Genomic DNA, 26881 nt, shown 5'->3' on the forward strand with positions numbered 1-26881 from the left:
AACCTTGAAATACCACCCTGGCAACTTTGAGGTTCTAACTCAGGTCCGTTATCCGGATCGAGGACAGTGTATGGTGGGTAGTTTGACTGGGGCGGTCTCCTCCTAAAGAGTAACGGAGGAGTACGAAGGTGCGCTCAGACCGGTCGGAAATCGGTCGTAGAGTATAAAGGCAAAAGCGCGCTTGACTGCGAGACAGACACGTCGAGCAGGTACGAAAGTAGGTCTTAGTGATCCGGTGGTTCTGTATGGAAGGGCCATCGCTCAACGGATAAAAGGTACTCCGGGGATAACAGGCTGATACCGCCCAAGAGTTCATATCGACGGCGGTGTTTGGCACCTCGATGTCGGCTCATCACATCCTGGGGCTGAAGCCGGTCCCAAGGGTATGGCTGTTCGCCATTTAAAGTGGTACGCGAGCTGGGTTTAGAACGTCGTGAGACAGTTCGGTCCCTATCTGCCGTGGACGTTTGAGATTTGAGAGGGGCTGCTCCTAGTACGAGAGGACCGGAGTGGACGAACCTCTGGTGTTCCGGTTGTCACGCCAGTGGCATTGCCGGGTAGCTATGTTCGGAATAGATAACCGCTGAAAGCATCTAAGCGGGAAACTAGCCTCAAGATGAGATCTCACTGGAACCTTGAGTTCCCTGAAGGGCCGTCGAAGACTACGACGTTGATAGGTTGGGTGTGTAAGCGCTGTGAGGCGTTGAGCTAACCAATACTAATTGCCCGTGAGGCTTGACCATATAACACCCAAGCAATTTGTATGCTTCGAGCTGAAAAGCGAAAGAGCACCAGATTGCGGTGTGTGAAGACGAAACGAACCGAAAGTTCGAATCTCACAAACACCGAAAGCTATCACATACCCAATTTGCTGAAGCGAGGCCATCTGGTCACGACTCAGTACCCGAATTTCTTGACGACCATAGAGCATTGGAACCACCTGATCCCATCCCGAACTCAGCAGTGAAACGATGCATCGCCGATGGTAGTGTGGGGTTTCCCCATGTGAGAGTAGGTCATCGTCAAGATTAAATTCCGAAACCCCTGATTGCTAACGCAATCAGGGGTTTTGTTTATGTAGAAGTCCATGATTTTCACCGGCACGTTGCTAGCGCAACGGTCTGGTACACAGAATTTCTTGACGACCATAGAGCATTGGAACCACCTGATCCCATCCCGAACTCAGCAGTGAAACGATGCATCGCCGATGGTAGTGTGGGGTTTCCCCATGTGAGAGTAGGTCATCGTCAAGATTGAATTCCGAAACCCCTGTCTGCTAACGCAGACAGGGGTTTTGTCGTTTAGGGGCACGTAAACTACAAACCGTACATGCTCACCCCTTACGTGCCTTACCGCTTCGTCTGGCCAATAGCTTGCGCCACCAGATGTAGATCCCGGTAGCAGACAACATCGCGATCACAACCCCCAATAGCGCAATCAACACCTGCCCCGTCAGCCCGATGATCCTGCCCCCATGGATCGGCAGTTGCAGCCGATAAAAGCGCTCTCCCAACGTACCTTGCCCTGCTATTTCCTTTCCTAATAAACGCCCATCCGTCCCATGGAAAAACAACCAGGATTTCCCATGAGCCTCCGTATCATGTTGCCCAAAACCAGCCCCATAAAAGTTGTACTCAAAGCTGTAATACAGCTCTCCAATCGCCGCCGTCAGCCCTAGCCGCTTGCCTTCCTCCAGCGCCCGCTCATAGGCCTGTTGATAACTCAGTTGGGTCACACCCAGTTGTTCGGCCGGTAACCTGCCACGGGCTTCATAGACGCTGGCCTCTACCGGTGAGAACAGCGACACAGCAGGCTTGAACACCTGACTCGGCAAATTCATCGCCACGCTGCTGACCGCGATCGGCAGCAACAATAGCCAAAGCCACAAGCCGCCTGCCCGATGCAGATCGAAGTTCAACCGGTAAGCATGACCGCCCTTGATCTTCCAAGCCGTGGACCACTTCTTCCAGAAAGGTTTGCCTCTCGGCAGGGTCAACCAAAGCGCGATAAAACAATCGAACACCCACGCAATCGCCACCAACCCCATCAGCCACAAACCCCAATTACCCGGCAGTGTCAGGTTGTAGTGAAACTCCAGAATGAACGGGATGAGATTTTCACGCTGAAAGCAGCACGCGCCCCAAGCACGCCGGCCCAGTTCTTCACCACTGACCGGATCGAGATAGAAAACCTGGTTAGGTTCATCAAAGGGTTTGCCCGTCGCCGGATCGTTTCTGGCAACTGCCGCCAACATAGCCGTATGGCCGCTCTCTTGTGGATACTCCATGTACCAGACTTGCAGCTTGGGATGCTGGCTCTGCAACGTATCCACCAGTTCGCCTGGCGGCAATGCACGGCCCTTGGCTGTCGCTGCATAGAACCCTGGATTGAGCCATTCATCCAGCTCATGGTTGAATGCCAGCAGGCTTCCCGTAATCCCCGCCATCATCAGAAACAACGCCGTCGCCAACCCGATGTAGCGATGAAATAAAACCAGCAATGCACGCATAAAGGTTTCCTGCAAAGACGACAAAGCCAGCGCCTGGAATCAGGAACTGGCTTTGGATGAATCGAGAGAAATTAGAACTGGTAGCTCACCGTCGCACTGACGTTGCGCTCTTCACCCAGGTAGCAGAAGTTCAGGCTGGCACACGACGCCACGTAAGACTCGTTCGTCAGGTTATTGGCATTCAGGCGCACATCCACACCCTTCAAGCCCACCTTGCCCAGGTCATAGCCCATCGAGGCATCAAATAGCGTGTAGGCGGGCACCTTCATGGTGTTCTCCGCATCCGCCCAGCTGTAGCCGACATACCGCACGCCACCGCCGAGTCGCAGGCCATCCAGGGCGCCGCTGTCGAATTTGTAGTCCGCCCACACCGAGGCCATATGACGCGGCGCCTGGGTCGGCGAATTACCCTTGTTCTCGATCACGTTGTCCGCCGTACTCAACGTGCTGACCATGGACTTTGAATATTCGATGTCAGTGAAGGTATAGCTGCCCAGCAACTTGAGATTGTCAGTCAGCTGCATATGCCCTTCCAGCTCCAGGCCCTGAGAGCGCACAGCACCTACGGCGCGATAGAAGTTTTCCTGCGGCAGTTTGGTCGCCAGGTTTTCCTGATCAATACGGAACAGCGAAGCGGTGAACAGGTTGTCGGTACCCGGTGGCTGATATTTCAAACCAACTTCCCATTGGGTCCCGTCGGTGGGTGCCAGGGGATTGCCAGCACTGTCCGAATAGGAGTTTGGGTTGAAAGATTCGGAATAGCTGACGTAGGGCGCAAGACCGTTATCAAACAGATAAAGCGCTCCTGCACGCCCGGTCAGCTTGGTACGTTTATCACTGATCTCCGTGCCCAGCGGCCGTCCCGCTTCAGCAATGCGGTTTTCATCGGAGGTCTCAACCCAGTCCTGACGCAGCCCAAGGGAGAGCCGCCACTTGTTCATCTCAATCAGGTCCTGCAGGTAAACACCAGTCTGCTCAAGCCGACGCAGATAACTGGTTGGACTGTAATAGCTGATCTCGGAGTTGCCATACACTGGATTAAACGCGTTGACCGGCGCAAGAGAGCCGCTGCTCCAGTCCACAACGGTTTTTCGCCGTTGATAGTCCGCTCCCATCAACACCGTGTGCTTCGTCGCGCCGGCAAAAAATTCAGCCTGCAGCATGTTGTCGATGATGAACGCATGCAGCTTTTCGTCACCGCCTGAATAGTAGCGATTCAGCTCATTACTGGTGGGCGTGGTCCAGCCATAGGCATACACCTGGTCCAGCCCGACCTTGGAATCCAGATACCGAAAGTTCTGCCGCGCGGTGAAAACATCATTGAAGCGATGCTCAAATTGGTAGCCGAACGACTGTTTATCCCGCTTGTACCCATCAATGTCCGGCTCGCCCTCGAAGAAGTGATTGGAGATCCGCTGGCCATTGCGCTGATGCAACGCGCCATCTGCCGGCATACCGCCGTGGTAGCCACCGTCGGGATCATGCTGCAGATAAGCCTGGAGTGTGAGGGACGTGTCATCGGTAAAGTCGATGCTCAAGGTGGGTGCCAGTGCGTAGCGTTTTTCCTTGACATGATCGAACTGTGTGTCGAACTTGTCCGCAAGCCCGGTCAGTCGATAGGCAATACGCTTGTCGTCATCCACCGGGCCGCTGAAGTCGAAACCCATGCCTCGCTGGCCTTGGGAACCCACCGTGGCCTGCACCTGATGGTAGGGCTCAAACAACGGCTTCTTGCTGGTCAACGCCACCAGCCCGCCCGGCGAGCTGCGTCCGTAGAGTACCGATGACGGGCCTTTGAGAATGTCCACGCGCTCAAGGAAATACGGATCCACCTGCATGGTGCTGTAGGTGCCGCTGTCCCCCATGGATTTCAAACCGTCGAGGTAGATGTTATCCACGGAACCGTCGTTGAAGCCACGCATCGCCACATAGTCATAACGGTGAGTGGCGCCATATGGGTTGGTCAGCACGCCAGGGGTGTAACGCATGGCCTGGGCAACGGTTTGCGAGCCTTGGTCATCCATCTGCTCGCGGGTCACTACTGAAACCGTCTGGGACGTTTCCAGCAGCGCGGTACTGGTCTTGGTGGCGATCTGGCTGTGAGTCGCGTTGTAGCCCTCCATGCTGCCCAAGGCATTACCCAGGGCGAAGCCTTTGATGTCGGTGGTCGGCAAGGTCAGCGCCTCGCTCTCGGGCTGGGCCTGCAATACGAAGCTCACGTAGTCCTGGGCCTGGGCCTGCAAACCTGACCCGCTGAGCAACTGGCTCAGGCCCTCTTTGGCAGAGTACTCCCCGTGCAGCCCGGGAGACTGGCGGCCCTGAGTCTGCATAGGCGTGCTGGAAAGGGTGATGCCTGCCTGACGGGCAAACTGATTGAGCACATCGCTCAGCGCGCCTGCAGGGATGTCATAGCGCTGGCTGATACGCTCGACTCCGCTATCAGCTGCGACACCGGCCACCGGCAGCAAGCCGATGCCCATCGTGGTCGACAGCAACGCGGCACGTACGGCTTTACCGAGCAAAGGGTAGGAAGAGGGTGAGTTACTGAAAAAACGCACAGTCATTATCGAGATCCGTAGAGGTCGCTGAAGGCAGATTGAATTGCTTACTGTCTAAGCCGGACTCACGGAAAAAAGCCGCCAAAAATAAATCAGGCCTGGCGTTCCAGGCTCACCCACCAGCGTGTGCGATAGTGCAGACGCACGGGCAGCGTCTGCGGAAGGATTGCCAACAGCTTCTCAGTGTCTTCCAGGCGAAAAACACCAGACAAGCGCAAGTCTGCGATATCACTTGAACAGCCCAGATAACCCTGGCGATAGCGCCCCACCTCGGCCAGGAAATCGGCAAGACGCATGTTGCGGGTGACGATCAAACCATCTGCCCAAGCCCCGGCATCCATATCCGAAGGCGGTGCGAGAACAGCCCCGTTCTGACGTACCAGGTAGCTTTCTCCTGCATGCACTTGAGTGAATAGGCCGTCGGCGGTATGCGGTGAATGAATCGCCACGTTGCCTGACGCGACGCTCAAGCGTGTGCAATCGCTGTCTTGGCGAACCACAAACCGCCCGTCTATGCCTTCGAACAAGCCATGGCGGGTGCGAACCAGCAGCGGTGTGGCCGCGGCAACGCCGCAGGTCACCAGGATTTCCCCGCGTACCAACGTGATCAGGCGCTGCTGTGGGTTGAAGTTCAGGTCCACCGCGCTGTCGGTATTGAGCTGCAGACGTGTGCCATCCGGCAGTTGCACGCTACGACGCTCGCCGGTAGTGGTAGCCAGGTCAGAGGTCCAGCGCTGCCAGCCGGTGAGGTCTCGGCTGACCCAAGCCGCCGAACCCATCAACAGCACCCCGGACAACACCTTCAACGCTTGCCGGCGACCAAGGCGTTGGGCACTGTTCTCCAGCGCCACATGGGCTCCGGGAATCGCCGCCAGTTGGCCGCTCAATTCATGCTGCAGCGCCTGCACACGTTGCCAGGCCACCTCGTGCTCATGATGAGCCTCACGCCAGTGCTCGCACTGCGCCTTCAGGCGGACATTCGCGCGATTGTTCCGCAAGCGCAGCATCCAGCTGATCGCCTGCTTGACCACCTGCGGGTCGGGCCCGGAGCGCGCCGCGTTATCCATCGGGGTCATGCCTCATACCGCAGCACATAACAGTGATACAGCGCCTCGGCGACATACCGTTCCACCGAGCGCAGTGACACACCCATCTGCTGTGCAATCTGCTTGTAAGTCAGCCCGTCGCACTGAGCCAGTAGAAACGCCTTACGTACCTTGGGCTTGAGCCCGTCCAGAAGCTGGGCGATGGACTCCAGCAATTCCAGAATCAGCGCACGCTCTTCAGCACTCGGTGCCAAGGCTTCGGGCAAATGCGCGATGGACTCCAGATACGCGCGCTCGATTTCTTCGCGGCGCCAATGATCGATCACCAGGCCCCGCGCGATGGTGCGCAGGAAGGCCCGAGGAGCTTTGAGTTCGAAGCGTTCGGTTTTTTGCAGCAGGCGCACAAAGGTGTCCTGGGCCAGGTCCGCCGCATCGGCTGCATTACCCAGGCGGCTGCGCAGCCACGTGTTCAGCCAGCCATGATGGTTGCTGTAAAGCGTCTGTACTGCGTACTCGGAAGAGGGCATTCACGCGGCCTGGCAAAGCGTCACAAATGATAATTAGTCGCATTGTCGGCAAGGCTGAAAAAATTTGCAACTCCTCACGCCAGGGGCCTACCGCTGGTCGGCTTCTGACGCTAAAAGCAGATGCTTCTCACAAATTCCTAACATTTATCCTGAGTTGGCCGAAAGCCTGACGAGCCATGCGTGCACCGAAATAGAGCAGTCGCAGAGTCTGCCTATCCCGTTACATGGAATGTTGCATCCGGCACGCTCACCCCCTTTTGGCAAAAAGAAGTCAATGAAATGAATCTCAAGTTCAGTCATAAAATTCTGTTGGCCGCGTCAGGCGTAGTGGTTCTGGCCTTCGCGTTATTCACGTTCTACAACGACTACCTGCAGCGCAACACCATCCGGCAAAACCTGGAATCGTCTATCCAGCAGTCCGGTGAGCTGACCGCCAGCAGTGTGCAGAACTGGCTCAGCGGCCGGGTACTGGTGTTGGAAAGCTTGGCGCAAAACGTGGCCCACCAGGGCAGCGCTGCCGATCTTCCGGGGTTGGTCGACCAGTCGGCATTTACCTCCAACTTCCAGTTCACCTACGTCGGTTCAACCAACGGCGTGTTCACTCAGCGTCCCGACGCCAAAATGCCCGATGGCTACGACCCTCGTCAGCGCCCTTGGTACAAACAAGCCGTGGCCGCCGACAAGACCATGCTCACGCCGCCCTATATGGCAGCGGTAGGTGGGCTGATCGTAACGATCGCTATGCCGGTGAAAAAGAATGGCGAACTGCTTGGCGTGGTTGGCGGTGACCTGAGCCTGCAAACCCTGGTGAAGATCATCAACTCGGTGGATTTCGGCGGTATCGGCCATGCATTCCTGGTCAGCGGTGACGGCCAGGTGATCGTCAGCCCGGACCAGGAGCAAGTGATGAAGAACCTCAAGGACATCTACCCGGGCACCCACGTACGCATTGAGAAGGTCAGCCAGGAAGTGGTCCTCAATGGCCAGGAGCGGATCCTGTCCTTCACCCCGATCAGCGGGTTGCCGAATGCAGATTGGTACATCGGACTGTCGATCGACAAAGACAAAGCCTACGCACCGCTGGGCAAGTTCCGCACCTCGGCATTGATCGCCATGTTCATTGCAGTTGCTGCTATCGCGGTGTTCCTGAGCCTGCTGATCCAGGTCTTGATGCGTCCGCTGACCACCATGGGTCGCGCCATGCAGGACATTGCCCAGGGCGAGGGTGACTTGACCCGTCGCCTGACCGTGGAAAGCAAGGACGAGTTCGGTGACTTGGGCAGTGCCTTCAACCAATTCGTCGAGCGTATTCACGCGTCAATTTCCGAAGTTTCCTCGGCCACCCGCCAGGTACACGACCTGTCCCAGCGTGTAATGGCCTCGTCCAACGCGTCGATCGTCGGTTCCGACGAACAAAGCGCCCGCACCAACAGCGTGGCCGCGGCAATCAACGAGCTGGGTGCTGCCACTCAGGAAATCGCGCGCAACGCCGCAGACGCTTCGCAACACGCCAGCGGTGCCAGCGAGCAGGCTGATGACGGGCGCAAGGTGGTGGAGAAAACCATCCTGGCGATGTCGGAGCTTTCGCAAAAAATCAGCCTGTCCTGCACACAGATTGAAACCCTGAACGCCAGCACCGACAACATCGGCCACATCCTGGATGTGATCAAAGGCATCTCCCAGCAAACCAACTTGCTGGCTCTTAATGCTGCGATTGAGGCTGCGCGTGCCGGTGAAGCCGGGCGTGGGTTTGCCGTGGTGGCGGATGAAGTCCGCAACCTGGCGCACCGCACTCAAGAGTCGGCAGAAGAGATCCACAAAATGATCACCTCGCTGCAGATTGGCTCGCGTGAGGCCGTGACCACGATGAACGCCAGCCAGACCTCCAGCGAAGAAAGCGTCGAGGTCGCCAACCAGGCCGGTGAGCGCCTGGTCAGCGTGACTCAGCGGATCGTCGAGATTGACGGCATGAACCAGTCGGTAGCAGCCGCCACCGAGGAGCAGACCGCCGTGGTGGAAACTCTCAATGTCGATATCAACCAGATCAACCTGCTGAATCAGCAAGGCGTGGCCAACCTCAACGAAACCTTGAAGGATTGCGACGCGTTGTCTCAACAGGCCAACCGGCTGAAGCAGTTGGTCGACAGTTTCAAAATCTGATGATTAACCTGTAGGAGCGAGCTTGCTCGCGAAGAACGTCCACGCTAACGCAGCGCTACCAGATAGCCCGTTTCGCCTATTCGTTTTTCGCGAGCAAGCTCGCGCCTACAGGTTTAGCCAAACATCGCTCGCACATTCTCCAGCGCGCTGTCGGCGAATGCCTGCACAAACGGCTCAAACCCTTCCACACCCTGTTCAACCGGCTCGGCGATGATCGTCCAGGTCACCCGTGAACAGCCCGCTCCCAACGGTTCGACACCCATGGCTGCCCACAGCCGTGCCACGCCCAACGTGTTGTAAATCGTTGTCCAAGTCATGTGCATGGCCCGCTCGTCGCGGCTGTTGAGTTGTTCCACCACCAGATTTCCATCGTGGAAGCATTTCTTGCGCAGCGATCCGATGCCCGCACCGGTCATTTCGATGTGGGACAAGGCCGGGATAAATCTATCAAAGCCAGCAAAATCACCGACTACCGCCCACGCACGGGCGGCATCACAGGCAACCGTCACTGAAGACACAACAGGCTTGCCGCAAGGGTTGCGAATCAACGTATCGGGTTTCATAGGGTTTCCTTCAGTTGAGCGCTTGATGGCAGGAAGCCGATGCGCTTGAGGTACTCGCAGCCCATGCGTAACAGCGCCGGATTTTTCTCGGGGTAGTGCGCGCCCATCTGCTCGACGCCACGTCGTGCGTTGTCATGCCGGATCATTGAGGTATCGCCGATATCCTCGCCCACACCATTGAGGTAGAAACCCAGTACGCCGAACAATGCATTGCGACTGTCCACCGTGTGCAGGTGACGTTGCCAGTGGGCGACGCTCACCAGTTCGAATGCATGGCCTGCCTGGCGGAAGGCCTCGACGTAGGATTCCCAGCTCAAGGGCTGCGGGTTGTGCAGGTTGAACACGGTCCCTCCATCACCACGGCGGCCACTGTGGAACGCAACAAACCGGGCAAGAAAGTCCACGGGCATCAGGTCAAAATTCAGCTTGAGGCGGGGCACTAGGCCCAGTTGGAGTGAGCCTTTGAGCATCAACATCAGGCGATTTTTCTGTGGTTCGCAGACACCGCTGCGGCTGTTGAAACTGATGTTCCCGGGGCGATGGATATTGACCCAGGCACCTTGCCCGGCAGCGCGCCCCAGCAAGCGTTCCGCGACCCATTTGGACAGGTTGTAGCCGTTCTGGATGTAGATCGGCGGGGTGGCGGCGGCGAGCGTCTCGAGCACCTGGCCTTGTGCGTCGATGCTACTGGCCGCCGACAGCGTCGAGATAAAGTTGAAGACCTTCTTGCACCGGGTTTCACACAGACGCAGGCATTCCAGCACCGGTTCGACGTTGTCCTTGGCCAGCGTGGCGTAGTCCATCACGTGATTGACGTGGGCGGCGTTGTGCACCAACACGCCGAACGCCCCGGCGAGGTACTCATACGCCTCGCTGGCCAAGCCAAGGCGCGGCTGACTGATGTCGGCGGCATACACCCGCACCCGGCTCAGGTCCAGGTGTTCCAGGCGGTACTCGCGCAGCGCCTCGGCAAACCTCTCGGTCGCCGAATGTCCGGGGTGCTCGCGCACCAGGCACGCCACTTCAAGTGCGCCCTCGGCCAGTAACGCCTCGACGATATGCACCCCGAGAAAACTGTTGGCCCCGGTCACGATCACTTTACGACGTTCCCCCGCCAGGTCCGCTGGCAGTGTCTGCAAATGCAGCTCACGCAGCGCATCCCGGGTTGCCTCGCCGGTCGGTGCTTCGCGTGGGACGTCGTCACCCATCAGCGTGGCGAGGGTGCGGACCGTGGGTGTCTCAAAAAAACGGCTGAGGGAGAGGCTGCGCCCGAACTGCTCGCGGATACGCAGCAGCATCGTCGACAGGAGGATGGAATGGCCGCCAAGATTGAAGAAGCTGTCGTCCGTCGACAGCTGCGTCACTGGCACGCCGAGCAACTCGCTCCACAGGTTGAGCAACTGCACTTGCATCGGCGTGTGCGGTTCGCCGTGATTGATGGCCGGCAGCGGTTGCGTCGGTAGCGCAAGCAATGCCTGGCGGTCGACTTTTCCGTTGGGCGTGCACGGCATGCTCGCAAGCTCTGTGCACAGGGTTGGCCGAAGATAGTCCGGCAGTGTTTGTCGGGCGTGCTGCTTCAGTACAGCCAGGGCGTCTGGTGTTTCGGGCTGAGCGACAAAGGCCAGGATTCGTCGGTCGGGATCAATCACCACCGCCACTTGGCGAAACAGCTGACTGCTGCGCAGGCAATGTTCGATCTCTTGCGGTTCGACCCGGAAGCCTCGGATCTTCACTTGCTGATCTCGGCGCCCGCCCAGTTCGATGCCGTTTTCCGTCCACTTCGCCAGATCGCCGCTGCGGTAGGCCCGTAAGGTCTGGCCGTCGGGCAATCCCAGCTCCACGAAATGTTCCGCGGTCTGCGTCGGCTGGTTGAGGTAACCCAAGCTGACGCCAGGGCCGACGATGTACAGCTCACCCATCACCTGTTCATCCACCGGTTGCAGTTGCCCATCGAGGATCAGCACTTGGCTGTTGGCGATGGGGGTGCCGAGGTTGCGGTTACTGTCGCCTGGCAGCAACGTGCGGTGGGTCACCAGCACGGTGGCTTCGGTGGGCCCGTAGAAGTTGTGCAGGCGACACTGCCCTGACAACTGCTCGATCACACAGGGTTCGCATACATCACCACCGGTGATCACATGGGCCAGGCCCAGGGGTTGATCCAGCGGCAGGATGCTCAGCAACGCGGGAGGCAGGAAGGCGTGAGTGATGCGCTCTTGGCGGATCAGCTCCACCATTTGCTGCGGGTCGCGTCGCTGGTCTTCACTGGGCACGATCAACTCGGCGCCCGCGATCAGGCTCGGGAAGATGTCGATCAGCGAAGAGTCAAAACTCAAGGGCGAGAACTGCAAAACCCGGCTGTGTTCGTTCAGTTGTACATGGCCACCGAACCAAGCGGTGAAATGCGCCAGATTGAGCTGGCTGAGCAGCACGCCCTTGGGCTGGCCAGTGGTGCCCGAGGTGTAGAGCACCATGCAAGGGGCGTCCATGGATGGCCGCCGGCGCATTAGCTGCGGGTTGCCGGCGGTGTCGAGCGTGCTCACATCCAATGCAGAAAAACCGTCCCGCAGTGGATGCTTGCCGTCATCCAGCAGCACCGCGACGCCGGCGGTTTCCAGCATGACCTGCTGGCGTTGCAGCGGGTGGCCTGGCTCCAGGGGCAGGTACACCGCGCCGCAGGCCAGCACCGCGAGGATGCTGGCGTACAGCTCTGGGGATTTGCCCAGGCAGACACCGATCACCGGCGGTGTGTCGCGGTGCCCAAGCAGAGGCCAAAGACGTTGATGGATAGCCAGGCTCTTGCGATGCAACTGTCGATAACTCAGCACGCGGCCTGCAATATTCAGCGCCGGCCGCTCGGCGTAGGTTTTAAGACTGTTTTCCAGTCGCTCGATCATTGGCACCTGGGCGTGTTGCCGCAGCGCCAAATCAGCTGTCAGGTTAAAGCGATGCAGGTACGCCAGCGATGCGAGCGCTTGCAGGCCGTGTTCCGGATCATCGGAGGCGACGGCCGTCTGCGAGAAATGGTCCGGGTCCCGGGAGAACCCACTCACCTGCTGGGCCACCCATTCCACCAGGTTGCTGACCGCCTGTTGACGCAATCGTTGACCATTCCCACAGGCTTCGCCGGCAACGTCCAGGGTTGCCAGAAGTCGCCGTGAGTGGCCGTAACACCTGAACTGCAGGATCGGCAGTCCGCATTCGGTCAACGCCCCCATGCCCAGGCGCAGGCACATCAAGGCTGTGCAAGTCAGGCCTGGCGGAACCTCCTCGCTACCGTCATCAATCAACAGGTCTACGTGGGTTACATCCTGTGGTCGCACCCACCCATGACCGTATTGCTCCAGCGTCTTGCTGATTTCATTCAATGCCGCGCTGGAGCCCGTCAGCCCAATCTTCAGGTGCCTCATGGGTGCCCTCCTGATACCGGAAGAAAGGCATCCAACGCCCGAACCACGCTCGGCGTTTGCAGCAGGCCGCTGTGATTCAGGAACCCTATGATATTGCCCATCAGTGGGTGCTGGCGGGTAATGGGAAAGCCCATCGCCTGCACTTCAGCGCGTAGCGCAGAGCGCGTGCCGTCACTGATATCCAGGTGCTCGATCAATTGCAGGTCGAAGGTTTTCTGCAGGTCGTGGGTCAAGTAATGCTGGAGAAATATCGGCAGGATCTGGGCGATGCAGTCGCGGTCCGAGGCGTTGGCAGACTGCCAATAAATACGCACCAGACGCGTCCAGAAAACCGCATGGCGGCCTTCGTCACACAGGTGGTCGGCCATCAATCCACGGATGGATGGCTTGACACTGTCGTCCTTGGAAAACGCCGCCACCTCATGGGTCACCGTGTTCTCGGCGATGGCCACCGCGATCAGTTCCACGGCATGCCGCAGGTGCTCGGGAGCCAGTGCCAGCGCGGCAGGCAAGGCGCGGCTCAGCTCGATTTGCCCGGGCAGTTCCAGGGCCGGGATGCCGGTCATCTCGACGGTCTGTTGCATGAAATCGAGGGCGACGAGGGTGTGGTAATCCTCATCCACGACTACGGTCATGGCGTCGTAGCGACAGGCGAGCGGGAAGGGCACTGAAAAGCGATTCTTGGCAATGCTGCGTGCGGTCTTGTCGACGATCTCGGTTTCAAAGATCACCACGTCGTTGATGAATTTGTAGAACGTCTGCAACAAGACAAAATCCCGGTGCTGTGGGCATTGATCGACAAAGGTCGCGCTCAGCACCAAGGGTTGCCGGCTCAAGGGATAGATCAGCTTGTGGTCATTTTCCAGCAAGCGGCGCGGGCGCGTGCGGATAGTCGCGCGACGCTCCCAGTCGTCGGCAAATGAGCGGTAGTCGGCAGGGTTCATACGCCCACCTCCGACAGGCGCAGGTGCAACCCGTCCCATAAGGCCAGGCGGCTTTCCACGGCGCCGAGGGCTGCACTGTTGGCCTGCTGCTCGCGAGTCGGGTCGGCGAGTGTGAGGCGCTGCAGCAATTGCGTTGCCGCCGGGCCATGTTCTTCGGCGTCGATCTCCATATGGCGTTTGAGGTAGTAGCAGAAGGTCGGTGCCTGGCGGTGAGCTATTTCACAGCTTTCCAGGATGCGTTTGAACATCATCGGGATGACGCTCTCGCGGCCGTGCAGAAAGGCTGCGGCTACGCAGTGGGTGGGCGCGTTCAGGGCAACCTGCAGCGTGCTTCTGACGAACCGGGCCACGGCGGGGTGGATATCGACTTTTTCCAGGGCCGTTTCTGCGTCGCAGCCGTCACGTTGCAGGCTGATGAACCGCTCGATGGTCGCCGTATTCGCGCCGACCTCACGCATGGCCTCCAGGTATAGCTCGAAGTGGCTGCCATGTCCGTGGCCGGGGTACGCGTCCGACTCTTCGCCCAGTACGATTTCATTGATCAGGCGAGCCGCTTGTGGGTCCGTTGGCGGTAACCAGGGCAGGCGCATACCCGTGAGGTCATGTTGCAGGCGCTTGGTCAGTGTCATGAAGTCCCAAACGGCGAACACGTGGTTTTCCATAAAGAACTGCAACTTTTGCAGCGTATTTATTTGTACGAATAATGGATGGCTGTGCAACTGCTGCTTTTTTTGTTTAAGCAGGTGTGAGTGTTGGAACATGGTCGATGCCTATAAGTCGTTGTCTCTTCCCTGATAAAAGCGTTTTGCTTCAGCGACAAATAAACATTGGTTTTCACGCGCGCGGATGCCTTGATAGCGGATTAGCCATGCTTAAGGCTGGCGCCGTTATTCAAAAATTCGCACGCGGTGACAAAACACAAGGCTTTATTTAAAGGAACGCCGCTCACAGTGACGCCCGAGCACGAGTTCACGCTATTGGTTTGGGAGATTTGGAGTTTGGGTAATAAAAAACAATAGTCTGATTGAGTGATCAGCGGTTTTTAGTTTTATAAGAGTTTGCAAATAAATGTGTTGCTGTAGTTGGTGTGTTCTATGAAGTGTGGGAAATTTCCTTGGATATTAAACATTAAGCTGGAATAGTTATTTTTAACTGATGTTTCGCCGGGCAAGAACTTCGCCGCTGTGATGCACTGAGCTCCCCCGACCCAAGTGGCTTCGCAGCGCTATGTGGTCGAAGGGGGAGGTTCAGTTCCCTGAGGCATTCACAGCGAGGTTTTATCGTCGCTCTGCTCAAGACTCCTGAGGTAACCCGTAATCACCTCCATGCCGCGGGTGAGGTGGTTACGCAACGTCAGGATGCTTTCCTCGATCTTCTTTTTCGCCACCAAATCCAGCAGTTCCCGGTGGTCTTCCTGGGACGTCTTGCCCAGGCCCATGGCTTCGAGGTTGAAGCGCAGGAAACGCTCCTCTTCATTCAAGCCATGCTCAACCAGCTTGAGCAGCCGCTGATTGCCTGCCTTGCCATATAGCGCCATGTGAAACAGGCGATTGAGGCGGCCGATTTCGGTGTAGTCACTTTCTCGTTCCAGCGCATCGATGAAGGCGCCAGCCTGAGCAATGTCATCGGGCGTGAGCAGGGGAATCGACAAGCGCAGCGCTTCGGATTCCAGGAGGATGCGCAGCGCATAGGTTTCTGCCGAATGGTCTTCAATCAGCGGCGCCACCACCGCGCCTTTGTGGGTGACCACATGCAGCAGTGACTGGGCTTCCAGTTGACGCAGTGCCTCGCGCACCGGCATCCGGCTAACGCCGAACAAGCTGGCCAGCTCCTGTTGGCGCATGGCGGTGCCGCAGGGCAAGCGGCCATCCAGGATGGCGTTGCGCAATGTTTCTTCAATCACGGAGCGAGCGAGATGGGCGGGGATGGGCCCGCTGATCTGGATGCTGCTCAAAGGGTTCGGCTTCTGCGTCACGACTACGCTATCCTCCTTTTCAGGGTGAGGTGGCTAATTGGATCCAATGCACACTAGAGTTTGTCCACAAGCTTGTCAAACAGGCAAGGTTTCGGCTTGTAAGCGACTCAACAATGCTGCTTTTTGACCCACATTTGTTGCTTGCTGCGTCTTACGGTCGCGATGGAAAAATGCGTACTGTTGCGGTGATTGCACCGTGCCATTGTTTTTTACCATTCGAACCTTCACCATCCAACGCTACTCCGTCTTCTTCTACGGATTGAACGCTTTGGCGGTACGTTTTATTCCCCCTTGGGTCCTGCGCTGGCTTTTTTCGGTGCTGCTGCTGGCTGGCTTATTGCCTGGCGGGTTGCATGCCGATTGGGATTTCTCCCAGATCAGCCGCAAAGCGACGGCACTGTACGGTCCGTTGGGAGAAGGGCAGCAGCGCATTGACGCCTGGCAACGGTTGTTGGCGACGCAGAAGCAAGTCAGCGAGCAGGAGCAGCTTAAGGTAGTCAACCTGTTCTTCAACAAGCAAATGCATTATGTGGAAGACATCGACCTGTGGCATCAGGTGGACTATTGGGAAACCCCTATCGAAGCCCTGTGGAAGGGCGCCGGGGATTGCGAAGATTATGCAATCGCCAAGTATTTCAGCTTGCGTCATCTGGGCGTCGCCAGCGACAAATTGCGCATTACCTACGTCAAGGCGTTGCGTCAGAATCGCGCCCACATGGTCTTGACCTATTACTCGACGCCGGACGCGATGCCGCTGGTGCTCGACAGCCTTACCGATGAGATCCAGCCCGCAAGCCAGCGTACCGACTTGCTGCCCGTCTATTCCTTCAATGCTGAAGGCTTATGGTTGCCGGGCGCCAAGGGCGACAAAAAAGTCGGTGATACCAAACGCTTGTCACGCTGGCAGGATGTGTTGAAAAAAATGCGTGCGGAAGGCTTTCCAGCCGAGCCTGCCAACTAGGAGTACCTGTACAGATGTCTCTGTTCAAACAACTATTGATCGCTATCTGTCTGTTTTTGGTGGTCGCCTTCAGCGGCAGCTTCATGGTGAGCCTGGAGAGTTCGCGCACCCAATATGTCAACCAGTTGCGCTCCCATGCGCAGGACGCAGCGACCGCATTGGCGCTGTCGCTGACCCCCAACATTGATGACCCGGCGATGGTGGAGTTGCTGGTCAGCTCGATCTTCGACAGCGGCTACTACGCCAGCATCCGCGTGGTGGACCTGAAGAATGACCAGGTCATTGTCGAACGCAACGGTACCCCCGACAGCGATGGCGTGCCCAAATGGTTCGTCAACCTGATCGGCCTGGAGCCGGCGGGTGGCGACGCCCTGGTCAACCGTGGCTGGGAGCAGGCGGCACGGGTTGAGGTGGTCAGCCACCCGATGTTCGCCCTGGCCAAGCTCTGGCGAAGCGCGCTTGGCAGCCTTGGCTGGCTGTTGCTGTGTGGCGCTGTCAGCGCCGTGCTGGGAGCCCTGTTACTGCGCCGACAATTGAAGCCCTTGGACTACATGGTCAAACAGTCCCATGCGATTGCCCGCCGGGAATTCTTGAGCTTGCCCGAACTGCCGCGCACCCCGGAGTTACGTCGTGTGGTGCAGGCGATGAACCAGATGGTGGAGAAACTCAAGGCCCTGTTTCAGGAGCAAGCCGAGCGCAGTGAAAGGCTGCGAGTCGAGTCATACCAGGACAACCTCACCGGCTTGGCTAACCGGCGCTATTTCGAGATGCAACTCAACGCCCGGGTGAGTAATCCGGAGGAGACCAACTCCGGTTATTTGCTGCTCCTGCGGGTCAAGGACCTGGCCGGGCTCAACCAGCGCCTGGGCGGCCAGCGCACCGACCAATTGCTGCAGGCGGTGGGCGAGCAACTGTTGCGTCAGTGCGAGCCCTACCCGGAAACCCATAACCTGGTCACCCGGATCCGCGGCGGCGAGTTTGCCGTGCTGGCGCCGGGGCTGGTACGCGAAGAGGCGTTGCAGCTGGCGCAAAACCTGGAAAACGTCCTGCTTAGCCTGCAAGCCACGGGTGCCAGCGATGTCACGCCGGTCGCCTACATCGGCCTGGCACCGTTCATCCATGGCGACGCACCGCAAGCCGTGCTGACACTGGCCGACCAGGCCCTGGCCCAGGCGGAGACCCAAGGGGACACCGGTTGGGTGTGCCTGGACCATAGCGCGACGGCCAGTGTTGGCGATGACCATCATGCCTGGCATACCTTGCTCGACCGTGCGTTGACCGAGCAACGTTTTCAGCTGTATTTCCAGCCGGTGGTTGCCAGCCACGACCCGCAGATGGTGCTGCACTACAAAGTGCTGTCACGCCTGCAGGACGACCAAGGGCAGACGATTGCGGCGGGGCGCTTCCTGCCATGGCTTGAGCGCTTCGGCTGGTCGGCGCGCCTTGACCGCATGATGCTGGAGCTGGTGTTCAAGCAGATGGCCGGCCACACCGAATCCCTCGCGCTGAACCTGTCGGCCGCGACCTTTGCCGACCCGCAAGCCCTGAATCGAGTGTTCGAGTTATTGCGCCAACACTCCAACCTTGGCCCACGGCTGACCCTGGAAATCGGCGAAGAGCAACTGCCGGAACAAGCGGTGCTTGAGCAATTGACCCACCGCCTGCGCGAACTCAATTTCTCCTTGAGCCTGCAGCGCTTCGGCGGGCGCTTCAGCATGATCGGCAACCTGGCGCGCCTGGGCCTGGCCTACCTGAAGATCGACGGCAGCTACATTCGCGACATCGACCAAGAGAGCGACAAACGCCTGTTTATCGAAGCCATCCAGCGTGCCGCACACAGCATTGACCTGCCACTGATCGCTGAGCGTGTGGAGACTGAGGGTGAGTTGGCGGTGATCAGCGCGATGGGTATTTTCGGCGTGCAGGGGCAGTTGTTTGGCGAGCCGGCGCCCTGGAAGTAATGCGAGTCGCCGCTGCTGAGGCAGCGGCGACTGTATGGGGCCTCAGATCAGCCCGGTTTCTTCATCGTTGATCAAGCTGTTCAGCCCGCCGAGTGCTTCCCGCGCCTGGTTGCGATCCAACAGTTTGGCCTGGGCCGCCGGCGGCAGGTCGGTGACGCGAATCACGCCCTTGCTGGTCAACACCTGGATCAAGTCATCCAGAACCCGAATCATCTCCAGGTCGCTTTGCTTGAGCTGATTCAGGCTGGTCTCTACGAGCGTGTTGGCGTACCACGCCTGAATCTCATGGTGATCGGCCGGCAGCGTTTCCGTTGATTCGGCGAAGGCCGCGGCCTCTACGCGAATCAGCCCGCCGTGGGCATCACGTTGCACATAAAACATAACAATCCCTCAGCAATGAAGCCCGCAGCCATCAACACAGGCTAACGGTGGGTAATGGGCGCGAGTATGCGGTGCAACCGTCCCACAGAGCCAGTGACGAGCCCGTTAATGTACATCGGCCGCCGCTTGGGCGGCCGATGAACGCAGGCTTAGGCGGTGTGATCGATCTTGATGGTCGGGTCGGCACCGCTGATCAGCGAGTTGATGCTCGTATGAGACCAGTCGTTGCCTTCCAGCTTGATGGTGACATCCGCGTTCGCCAGGCCGCCGGCCTTGTTCAGGTTACCTTCGGTACTGACTTGCAGCGTCGAGACGCCTTCCACCGTGGTGATCTTGAGGTAGTTGTCGATGGTGCTGTCGCTCTCACCTTTCAACAGATCCCGCAGGTCAATCCGGTCACCGTCCGCAGCCTTGAAGTCCTTGATCACGTCGTTGCCCAAGTCGCCAGCCTTCCACAGGAACAAATCAGCACCGGCACCCCCCACCAGGATGTCGTTGCCCGGACCGCCGATCAACGTGTCGTTGCCGGTGCCGCCCAGCAGGATGTCATTGCCCTTGCCGCCATCGAGGTAGTCGTTGCCGCCCTGACCGAACAGGATGTCGTCGCCAGCGCCGCCCAGCAGCGTGTCGTTCCCGTCCTTGGCGCCGGACACATCAAAGTCGGCGTAGTGTTCGGTCACGTACTGATGCACGTTCGACGTGGTGACGGCCGTGACGGCCATCCCGGTTTTCTGTGCGACGAAGGCCTGCAGCGCGTTGTAGCCCTCGCCGGTGATCCCGCTGAAGCTCACCAGGTCACCGAAGATGATGTCATTGCCATCGCCCCCGTTGATGGTGTCAGAGCCTGGCAAGGTCGCCTCGGTGTGGCCCAGGATGGCGTTGGCCAAGTCCTTCGGATCGATATTGCTCTGTGGCTTGCCGTCCGAGTCGTACGGTTTGAGGTCGTTGAGGCTGACCCCACTGTTGATGCCAATCGCCTCCACACTGGACATGCCGCTGAGCAGCGCAAAGCCGCTGCCGGCATTGCTGGTGGTCGCAGAGCTGGTGCTGCTACCGCTGCCGTCCAGGTACGAGACCTCATAGGTGCCGTCGCCTTGGGCATGCACGGTGCCGATGACGCCGCTGTCGTACCAGCTGCCGTTCCAGTTCTGCATCCACTTGTGAACCTGACCGGCGCTGTCGATCAGTTGCAGCTTGCTGCTGCCGACGGTGATCGAGAACGCGTTGCCCAACTGATAGTTGTTGGTGTTGATGTAGTCATCCAGCCGGCCATCGGTGGTGTTGTAGTTGTAGAAGTCGGTGACCACCGGATTGGTTTGTTCACCGTTCTGGAAGTACGTCGGCTGGCCGTCAGTGATGAAGTAAGTCAGGTTGGTCGCGCCGGTATTGCCGGTCGCCAGGTTGCTCTGGAAGAAGTTGGCGGTGGCCTTGAACACATCTTCATAGTTGGTGCCGCCACCGGAGACCATCGAATCCAGCACGCCCTTGAGTATCGCCAGCGCGTTTGGATCGTTCAGGTTAATCGCCACCGATTTATTGACTTGGGTATCGAAGTCCGCCACGAAGATATTTACGGTGCCCGATGTGTTCGCGCCGAGGCTGTTTTTCAGTGAGCTGAACACCGAGGTCAGCGACGCCTTGGCCGCGTTGACCGAATCGGCGCTCATGCTGCCGGAGCTGTCGACCATGAAAGCGATGTTGTAGTTCTTGCCTTGCACCACGTTCAGGCCACCGATGTCCGCGACCACGATGTCATTGCCATCGGTGCCGGTGATGTTGTCGCTGCCCGACGTTGCGGTGATCGAGTTGTAGTTTGCCGGGTAAACCGTGACCGGCAACTGCGCGGTGGTAATGGCCGAGCCGCCCAGGCTTTCAGTCGAGGTCGAGGTCACCGTCAGGTTGAACTGGCCGCTGTAGTAGGTCGGTGGCTTGATGGTCAGGGTGCTCAAGTCCCAGCCCGTTACGTTCACTTCACCTGTGCTCGCGCCGGCGCTATAGGTATGCCCGGCCGCATCGGTGAGTACCGAGCCCGCCGGAATCCCGCTGATCTTCACGCTCAGGCTTTCCGAACCGTCAGTGTCGGTCAGGCTGGTGGTGACCTTGGACAGGTGCACCGAGCCATTCTCCAGGCCTTCGTTGAGCTTGTAGCCGGTGTAGTAACCGTCGCCGTTGCTGCCATGCAGGTCGGACAGTGTCACGCCGGCATTGATCAGGTCGCTGACGCCGGTGTAGAGCGGTATGCCACTGGTGTTCAGGGGCTGGACCGCACCGTTGCCGATTTGCACATTGACGTTATAGCTGCCAGGTCCGGACTGGTTGGCGTGGTAGATCTCGATGCTGTAGTAGCCGCTGACGGTCGGGGTGATCGAGCCGCTGAACTTGCCGCTGTTGGTGCCCCACAGTGCGCTCGCTACGTCTTTGCCGCCAACGTTGACCACCAGGCTGTCATCACCGGTGCCGCTGAAGGTGTAGCTCTTCCCGGCTTCCATGTAGATCAGGCCGGACGTCTTGGAGCCAGAGCCCGCCGCCACGTTTGCGTCAGACACAACAGTGGTCACCGTGGTGCTGGTGTTCGGCGTGCCGGCGTTATCAATCGCGTTTTTCAGGTCTGCCGGCGCAGCGCCGTTGCCGTTGGTGCCCAGGTTCGCAACGCTGTTCCAGCTTTGCTTGGTCAGGCCCACGGAGTTCACGGCGTTGTCCGCCACCGTCAGGTTCGGTGCGTCGGCCACGGGGGTGATATCGACTTTCACTGTCGCGGCAGTGCCTAGATCCTTGCCATCGGTTGGCTGGAACTTGAACTGCGCATAGTCAGCCTGTTTATTGCCGATGCCAGTGCCGCCGTAACCATCGGTCCCGGACTCGTTGGCATTGGGCGTAAAGCGCAATTGGCCGGCGTCGATCTGGGCCTTGGTAAAGGTCTGGCCGCTGGTGACGTTGGACCAGGTCACCCCGTCCGCTGCCAGGAACTGCAATTTGCCAGCGACCGGCAGCTCGGTGATTTTCACCCCGAGGCTCGCTTGTGGCGAGTCGACGTCAGTCACGCCGAAGTTGGACCAGGCCAAGGCCAGCGGCGTGTCTTCGGTACCCGTGACGGCGCTGCCGGTAGCCACCGGCGCATCGTTGACGGCCACCACGTTGACGGTGGCGGTGGCAACGTTGGAGTAGTTACCGCCATCGGTCACCGTCACGGTAATGATCCGCGGCGTGGTGCTCGGGTCATGGCTGTTGTTGGTGAAGGTGATGTTCTGGATCCGCGTCATGTAATCGGCCAGCGTCGCGGTACCCGACAGCGTCAGGGTGATGGTGCCCGTCTGGTTGTTGGAGTTGATCGTGATGCCGTTGACGCTATTGCCCAGGTTCAGCGCGTCGCCCACTTGCGCGTTGGTCAGGGTGACGGTGGCGCCGGTCAGCATCGTGCTGTCCGGGTCGGTGATCTTGATGTCGGTGTCGGCAATCGACACACCCGGCCCGGTGGTGCCCTCGGTGAACGTCACCTTGTAATCCGCACCGGTGGCGCCGCTGGAATTGTTGGCGTCCAGGTCGATGACCGGCGGGGCGTCGTTATCGATGATATTGGTGCTGATGCTGCCATTGGTACCGCTGATCGCCAGCTTCTCGAAGTTGCCACCGGAAGTCTTATCGATGGTGATCACCAGCGTTTCGGTAGGCTCGGTCAGCTTGTCGTCAAGGGTGTTCACGTTGAAGGTTGCACTGCTGGCGCCAGCCGGGATCTTCACGGTGTAGGCGCCGTTGAAGTCCGAACCGTCGGTGGCCGTGCCGCTGTATTTCAGCGTGACGGTCACGTCAGTGGCCGCCGCGTTGCTCAGCGTGAGGGTGTAGTGGGCTGTCTGGCCCTCATTCACCGAAGCATCGCCGGTAATGCTGATCGTGGTGGTATCGATCGAGTCGGTGATGGTGGTGACAGCGGGATGGCTGTTATCCGGAACCAGCTTCTCGAAGTTGCCGCCAGTGGCCGTGGTGATGGTGGTGCTGACGGTTGAGCCGTTGTTGTAGACGTCGTTGGGTGGGGTCTGGAAGACCACAGTGCCGGTGGTTTTGCCGGAATCAATGGTGATCACCTGGCCGTTGGACAGGGTCACAGTCACCGGGGCGTGAGCAACGTTGCTCAAGGTCGCGGTGTAGGTGATCTGGCCGCCTTCAGTGATCGCGGTATTGGCTGTCGACAGCGTCACAGTGGTGGTATCGATCGAATCCGAAATGACAGTGGTCGGCGGATTGGTGTTGTCCGGGACCAGCTTCTCGAAGTTGCCGCCAGTGGCTGTGGTGATCGTCGTGCTGACGGTGGAGCCGTTGTTGTAGACATCGTTAGCCGGAGTCTGGAAGACCACGGTGCCGGTGGTTTTACCGGAATCAATAGTGATCACCTGGCCGTTGGACAAGGTCACGGTGACCGGCGCGTGAGCGACGTTGCTCAGGGTCGCGGTGTAGGTGATCTGGCCGCCTTCGGTGATCGCTGTGTCAGTGGTGCTCAACTTAACGGTGGTGGTGTCGATCGAGTCGGTGATGGTGGTAACCGCTGGATGGCTGTTATCCGGAACCAATTTCTCGAAGTTGCCGCCAGTGGCTGTGGTGATAGTCGTGCTGACGGTGGAGCCGTTGTTGTAGACGTCGTTGGCTGGCGTCTGGAAAACCACGGTGCCGGTGGTTTTACCGGAATCAATGGTGATCACCTGGCCGTTGGAAAGGGTTACCGTCACCGGGGCGTGAGCGACGTTGCTCAAAGTCGCGGTGTAGGTGATCTGACCGCCTTCAGTAATGGCAGTGTTGGCCGTCGACAGAGTCACGGTAGTGGTGTCGATCGAGTCAGTGATGGTGGTGACAGCCGGGTGGCTGTTATCCGGAACCAATTTCTCGAAGTTGCCGCCAGTGGCCGTGCTGATGGTGGTGCTGACGGTGGAACCGTTGTTGTAGACGTCGTTGGCTGGCGTCTGGAAAACCACGGTGCCGGTGGTTTTACCGGAATCAATGGTGATCACCTGGCCGTTGGACAGGGTTACCGTCACCGGGGCATGAGCGACATTGCTCAAGGTGGCGGTGTAAGTGATCTGGCCGCCTTCTGTGATTGCGGTGTCGTTAGTCGACAGCGTTACCGTCGTCGTGTCGATCGAGTCGGTGATCGTGGTGGTCGGCGGATTGGTGTTATCCGGGACTAACTTCTCAAAGTTGCCGCCAGTGGCCGTTGTAATGGTGGTGCTGACGGTCGAGCCGTTGTTGTAGACATCGTTGGCGGGTGTCTGGAAGACCACGGTGCCGGTGGTTTTACCGGAATCGATGGTGATCACCTGGCCGTTGGACAGGGTTACCGTGACCGGGGCGTGAGCGACGTTGCTCAAGGTCGCGGTGTAAGTGATCTGGCCGCCTTCGGTGATCGCTGTATCGGTGGTGCTCAACTTAACGGTGGTGGTGTCGATCGAGTCGGTGATGGTGGTAACCGCTGGGTGGCTGTTGTCCGGCACCAGTTTCTCGAAGTTGCCGCCAGTGGCGGTGGTGATGGTTGTGCTGACGGTCGAACCGTTGTTGTAAACGTCGTTGGCGGGTGTCTGGAAAACCACGGAGCCCGTAGTTTTACCTGCATCGATGGTGATGACCTGGCCGTTGGACAGCGTCACGGTCACTGGTGCGTGCGCTTCATTAGAAAGCGTGGCGGTGTAGGTGATCTGCCCACCCTCGGTGATCGCAGTGTCGTTAGTCGACAAGGTCACGGTGGTGGTGTCGATCGAATCCGAAATGATGGTGGTCGGCGGATTCGTATTGTCCGGAACCAACTTTTCGAAGTTGCCGCCAGTAGCGGTGGTGATGGTCGTGCTGACGGTAGAGCCGTTGTTGTAGACGTCATTGACCGGAGTCTGGAATACCACGGTACCGGTAGTTTTACCGGCATCAATGGTGATCACCTGACCGTTGGACAGGGTCACAGTCACCGGCGCATGCGCTTCGTTCGAAAGCGTGGCGGTGTAGGTGATCTGGCCACCTTCAGTGATCGCAGTGTCGTTGGTCGACAAGGTCACGGTGGTGGTGTCGATCGAGTCGGTAATCGTGGTGGTCGGCGGATTGGTGTTATCCGGCACCAGCTTCTCGAAATTGCCGCCAGTAGCGGTGGTGATGGTCGTGCTAACGGTCGAGCCGTTGTTGTAGACATCATTGACTGGGGTTTGGAAAACCACGGTGCCGGTAGTTTTGCCGGAATCAATGGTGATGACCTGGCCGTTGGACAAGGTCACGGTCACCGGTGCATGCGCTTCGTTCGAAAGCGTGGCGGTGTAGGTGATCTGGCCGCCTTCAGTGATCGCCGTGTCGTTGGTCGACAAGGTCACGGTGGTGGTGTCGATCGAGTCGGTAATCGTGGTGGTCGGCGGATTGGTGTTATCCGGTACCAACTTCTCGAAATTACCGCCAGTAGCGGTGGTGATCGTTGTGCTAACGGTCGAACCATTGTTGTAGACGTCATTGACCGGAGTCTGGAAAACCACGGTGCCCGTGGTTTTACCGGCATCAATGGTGATCACTTGACCGTTGGACAGGGTCACGGTCACCGGCGCATGCGCTTCATTAGAAAGCGTGGCGGTGTAAGTGATCTGACCGCCTTCAGTGATCGCAGTGTCGTTAGTCGACAAGGTCACGGTGGTGGTATCGATCGAATCCGAAATGACAGTGGTCGGCGGGTTTGTATTGTCCGGAACCAACTTTTCGAAGTTGCCGCCAGTAGCGTGTATGTGGTGCTAACAGTGGAACCGTTGTTGTAGACGTCGTTGACCGGCGTTTGGAAAACCACGGTGCCGGTAGTTTTACCGGCATCAATGGTGATGACCTGGCCGTTGACAGGTCACGGTCACCGGGCATGCGCTTCTTCGAAAGCGTGGCGGTGTAGGTGATCTGGCCCCTTCAGTGATCGCGTGTCGTTGGTCGACAAGGTCACGGTGGTGGTATCGATCGAATCCGAAATGACGGTGGTCGGCGGATTTGTATTGTCCGGAACCAGCTTCTCGAAGTTACCGCCAGTAGCCGTCGTAATCGTGGTGCTAACGGTGGAACCGTTGTTGTAGACGTCGTTGACCGGGGTCTGGAAAACCACGGTGCCCGTGGTTTTGCCCGCGTCGATGGTGATCACCTGGCCGTTGGACAAGGTCACGGTCACAGGCGCGTGAGCTTCGTTGCTCAAGGTCGCGGTGTAGGTGATCTGGCCGCCTTCAGTGATCGCGGTGTCATTAGTCGACAACGTCACTGTCGTGGTGTCGATCGAATCCGAAATAACAGTGGTCGGCGGGTTTGTATTGTCCGGAACCAACTTTTCGAAGTTGCCGCCAGTAGCGGTGGTGATGGTCGTGCTAACGGTGGAACCGTTGTTGTAGACGTCGTTGACCGGTGTTTGGAAAACCACGGAGCCCGTGGTTTTACCCGAGTCGATGGTGATGACCTGGCCGTTAGACAACGTCACGGTAACCGGAGCATGAGCTTCGTTGCTCAAGGTCGCGGTGTAAGTGATCTGACCGCCTTCAGTGATCGCAGTGTCGTTAGTCGACAAGGTCACGGTGGTGGTGTCGATCGAGTCGGTAATTGTGGTGGTCGGCGGGTTGGTGTTATCCGGGACCAACTTCTCAAAAGTTGCCGCCAGTAGCCGCTGTAATCGTGGTGCTAACAGTGGAACCGTTGTTGTAAACGTCATTGACTGGCGTTTGGAAAACCACAGTGCCGGTAGTTTTACCGGCATCAATGGTGATGACCTGGCCGTTAGACAAGGTCACGGTCACCGGTGCATGCGCTTCGTTCGAAAGCGTGGCGGTGTAGGTGATCTGGCCGCTTCAGTGATCGCCGTGTCGTTGGTACGACAAGGTCACGGTGGTGGTATCGATCGAATCCGAAATGACGGT

The 26881-nt window shown here is 58.4% G+C and carries 17 protein-coding genes and 3 rRNA genes; 6 read left to right on the forward strand and 14 right to left on the reverse strand.

The window, feature by feature from the left end:
• The 3 genes from D109_RS0117445 to rrf (D109_RS0117455) form a co-directional block, all read left to right on the forward strand.
• Nucleotides 1-743, forward strand: a 23S ribosomal RNA gene (locus D109_RS0117445); the annotation flags it as partial.
• Between the two features lie 169 nt (nt 744-912).
• Nucleotides 913-1028 (forward strand): 5S ribosomal RNA (rrf, locus tag D109_RS0117450).
• Between the two features lie 109 nt (nt 1029-1137).
• Nucleotides 1138-1253: ribosomal RNA gene (gene rrf / locus D109_RS0117455) — 5S ribosomal RNA — on the forward strand.
• Between the two features lie 80 nt (nt 1254-1333).
• Here rrf (D109_RS0117455) and D109_RS0117460 read toward each other — a convergent pair.
• The 4 genes from D109_RS0117460 to D109_RS0117475 all read right to left on the reverse strand — a co-directional run bounded on the left by D109_RS0117460 (nt 1334) and on the right by D109_RS0117475 (nt 6640).
• Complete coding sequence (locus tag D109_RS0117460; protein ID WP_017478006.1) at nt 1334-2509, reverse strand: PepSY domain-containing protein; 1176 nt, start codon at nt 2507-2509, stop codon at nt 1334-1336.
• Between the two features lie 71 nt (nt 2510-2580).
• Entirely contained in the window at nt 2581-5073 is a 2493-nt protein-coding gene (locus D109_RS0117465; RefSeq protein WP_017478007.1) for a TonB-dependent siderophore receptor, read from the reverse strand.
• 86 nt (nt 5074-5159) lie between these two features.
• Entirely contained in the window at nt 5160-6143 is a 984-nt protein-coding gene (locus D109_RS0117470) for a FecR domain-containing protein (protein WP_017478008.1), read from the reverse strand.
• The gene (locus D109_RS0117475) at nt 6140-6640 is read right to left on the reverse strand and encodes a sigma-70 family RNA polymerase sigma factor (RefSeq protein ID WP_017478009.1); all 501 of its coding nucleotides are present in this window, start codon (nt 6638-6640) and stop codon (nt 6140-6142) included. The genes D109_RS0117470 and D109_RS0117475 overlap by 4 nt, the downstream gene beginning before the upstream one ends.
• 279 nt (nt 6641-6919) lie before the next feature.
• On the opposite strand from D109_RS0117475, the gene D109_RS0117480 reads away from it, so the two are divergent.
• Complete coding sequence (locus D109_RS0117480) at nt 6920-8800, forward strand: methyl-accepting chemotaxis protein (protein ID WP_017478010.1); 1881 nt, start codon at nt 6920-6922, stop codon at nt 8798-8800.
• 113 nt (nt 8801-8913) lie between these two features.
• Here the strand turns inward: D109_RS0117480 and D109_RS0117485 are convergent, their stop codons facing one another.
• The 5 genes from D109_RS0117485 to D109_RS0117505 form a co-directional block, all read right to left on the reverse strand.
• The gene (locus D109_RS0117485) at nt 8914-9363 is read right to left on the reverse strand and encodes an SRPBCC family protein (RefSeq protein WP_017478011.1); all 450 of its coding nucleotides are present in this window, start codon (nt 9361-9363) and stop codon (nt 8914-8916) included.
• Nucleotides 9360-12770: an amino acid adenylation domain-containing protein gene (locus D109_RS0117490; protein ID WP_017478012.1), complete on the reverse strand. Its 3411-nt coding sequence runs from the start codon at nt 12768-12770 to the stop codon at nt 9360-9362. The genes D109_RS0117485 and D109_RS0117490 overlap by 4 nt, the downstream gene beginning before the upstream one ends.
• Complete coding sequence (locus D109_RS0117495) at nt 12767-13714, reverse strand: diiron oxygenase (RefSeq protein ID WP_017478013.1); 948 nt, start codon at nt 13712-13714, stop codon at nt 12767-12769. The genes D109_RS0117490 and D109_RS0117495 overlap by 4 nt, the downstream gene beginning before the upstream one ends.
• On the reverse strand, nt 13711-14475 hold the full coding sequence (locus D109_RS0117500; RefSeq protein WP_017478014.1) for a DUF3050 domain-containing protein: 765 nt from the start codon (nt 14473-14475) through the stop codon (nt 13711-13713). The genes D109_RS0117495 and D109_RS0117500 overlap by 4 nt, the downstream gene beginning before the upstream one ends.
• A gap of 503 nt (nt 14476-14978) precedes the next feature.
• On the reverse strand, nt 14979-15689 hold the full coding sequence (locus tag D109_RS0117505) for a GntR family transcriptional regulator (protein ID WP_017478015.1): 711 nt from the start codon (nt 15687-15689) through the stop codon (nt 14979-14981).
• A gap of 268 nt (nt 15690-15957) precedes the next feature.
• On the opposite strand from D109_RS0117505, the gene lapG reads away from it, so the two are divergent.
• Nucleotides 15958-16650, forward strand: a complete 693-nt coding sequence (lapG, locus tag D109_RS0117510; protein ID WP_026078039.1) for a cysteine protease LapG — start codon at nt 15958-15960, stop codon at nt 16648-16650.
• A gap of 14 nt (nt 16651-16664) precedes the next feature.
• Nucleotides 16665-18611 (forward strand): cyclic di-GMP receptor LapD, encoded by a 1947-nt coding sequence (lapD, locus tag D109_RS0117515; RefSeq protein WP_017478017.1) that lies wholly within the window; start codon nt 16665-16667, stop codon nt 18609-18611.
• A gap of 42 nt (nt 18612-18653) precedes the next feature.
• Here the strand turns inward: lapD and D109_RS0117520 are convergent, their stop codons facing one another.
• The 5 genes from D109_RS0117520 to D109_RS1000000135285 form a co-directional block, all read right to left on the reverse strand.
• Entirely contained in the window at nt 18654-18992 is a 339-nt protein-coding gene (locus tag D109_RS0117520; RefSeq protein WP_017478018.1) for a hypothetical protein, read from the reverse strand.
• Between the two features lie 149 nt (nt 18993-19141).
• Nucleotides 19142-25633 carry an immunoglobulin-like domain-containing protein gene (locus D109_RS01000000131980; RefSeq protein ID WP_256219517.1) on the reverse strand — a complete coding sequence of 2164 codons (6492 nt, stop codon included), beginning with the start codon at nt 25631-25633 and terminating at the stop codon, nt 19142-19144.
• Nucleotides 25630-25785, reverse strand: a complete 156-nt coding sequence (locus D109_RS1000000135280; protein WP_371103576.1) for a hypothetical protein — start codon at nt 25783-25785, stop codon at nt 25630-25632. The genes D109_RS01000000131980 and D109_RS1000000135280 overlap by 4 nt, the downstream gene beginning before the upstream one ends.
• 57 nt (nt 25786-25842) lie before the next feature.
• Nucleotides 25843-26541, reverse strand: a complete 699-nt coding sequence (locus D109_RS1000000132340) for an immunoglobulin-like domain-containing protein (RefSeq protein ID WP_218187385.1) — start codon at nt 26539-26541, stop codon at nt 25843-25845.
• Nucleotides 26542-26608: 67 nt separating this feature from the next.
• Nucleotides 26609-26761, reverse strand: coding sequence for an immunoglobulin-like domain-containing protein (locus D109_RS1000000135285; RefSeq protein WP_371103577.1), 153 nt, complete (start codon nt 26759-26761; stop codon nt 26609-26611).
• Between the last annotated feature and the right edge of the window lie 120 nt (nt 26762-26881).

This window comes from Pseudomonas sp. PAMC 26793, from assembly GCF_000313235.1.
Lineage (GTDB): Bacteria > Pseudomonadota > Gammaproteobacteria > Pseudomonadales > Pseudomonadaceae > Aquipseudomonas > Aquipseudomonas yamanorum.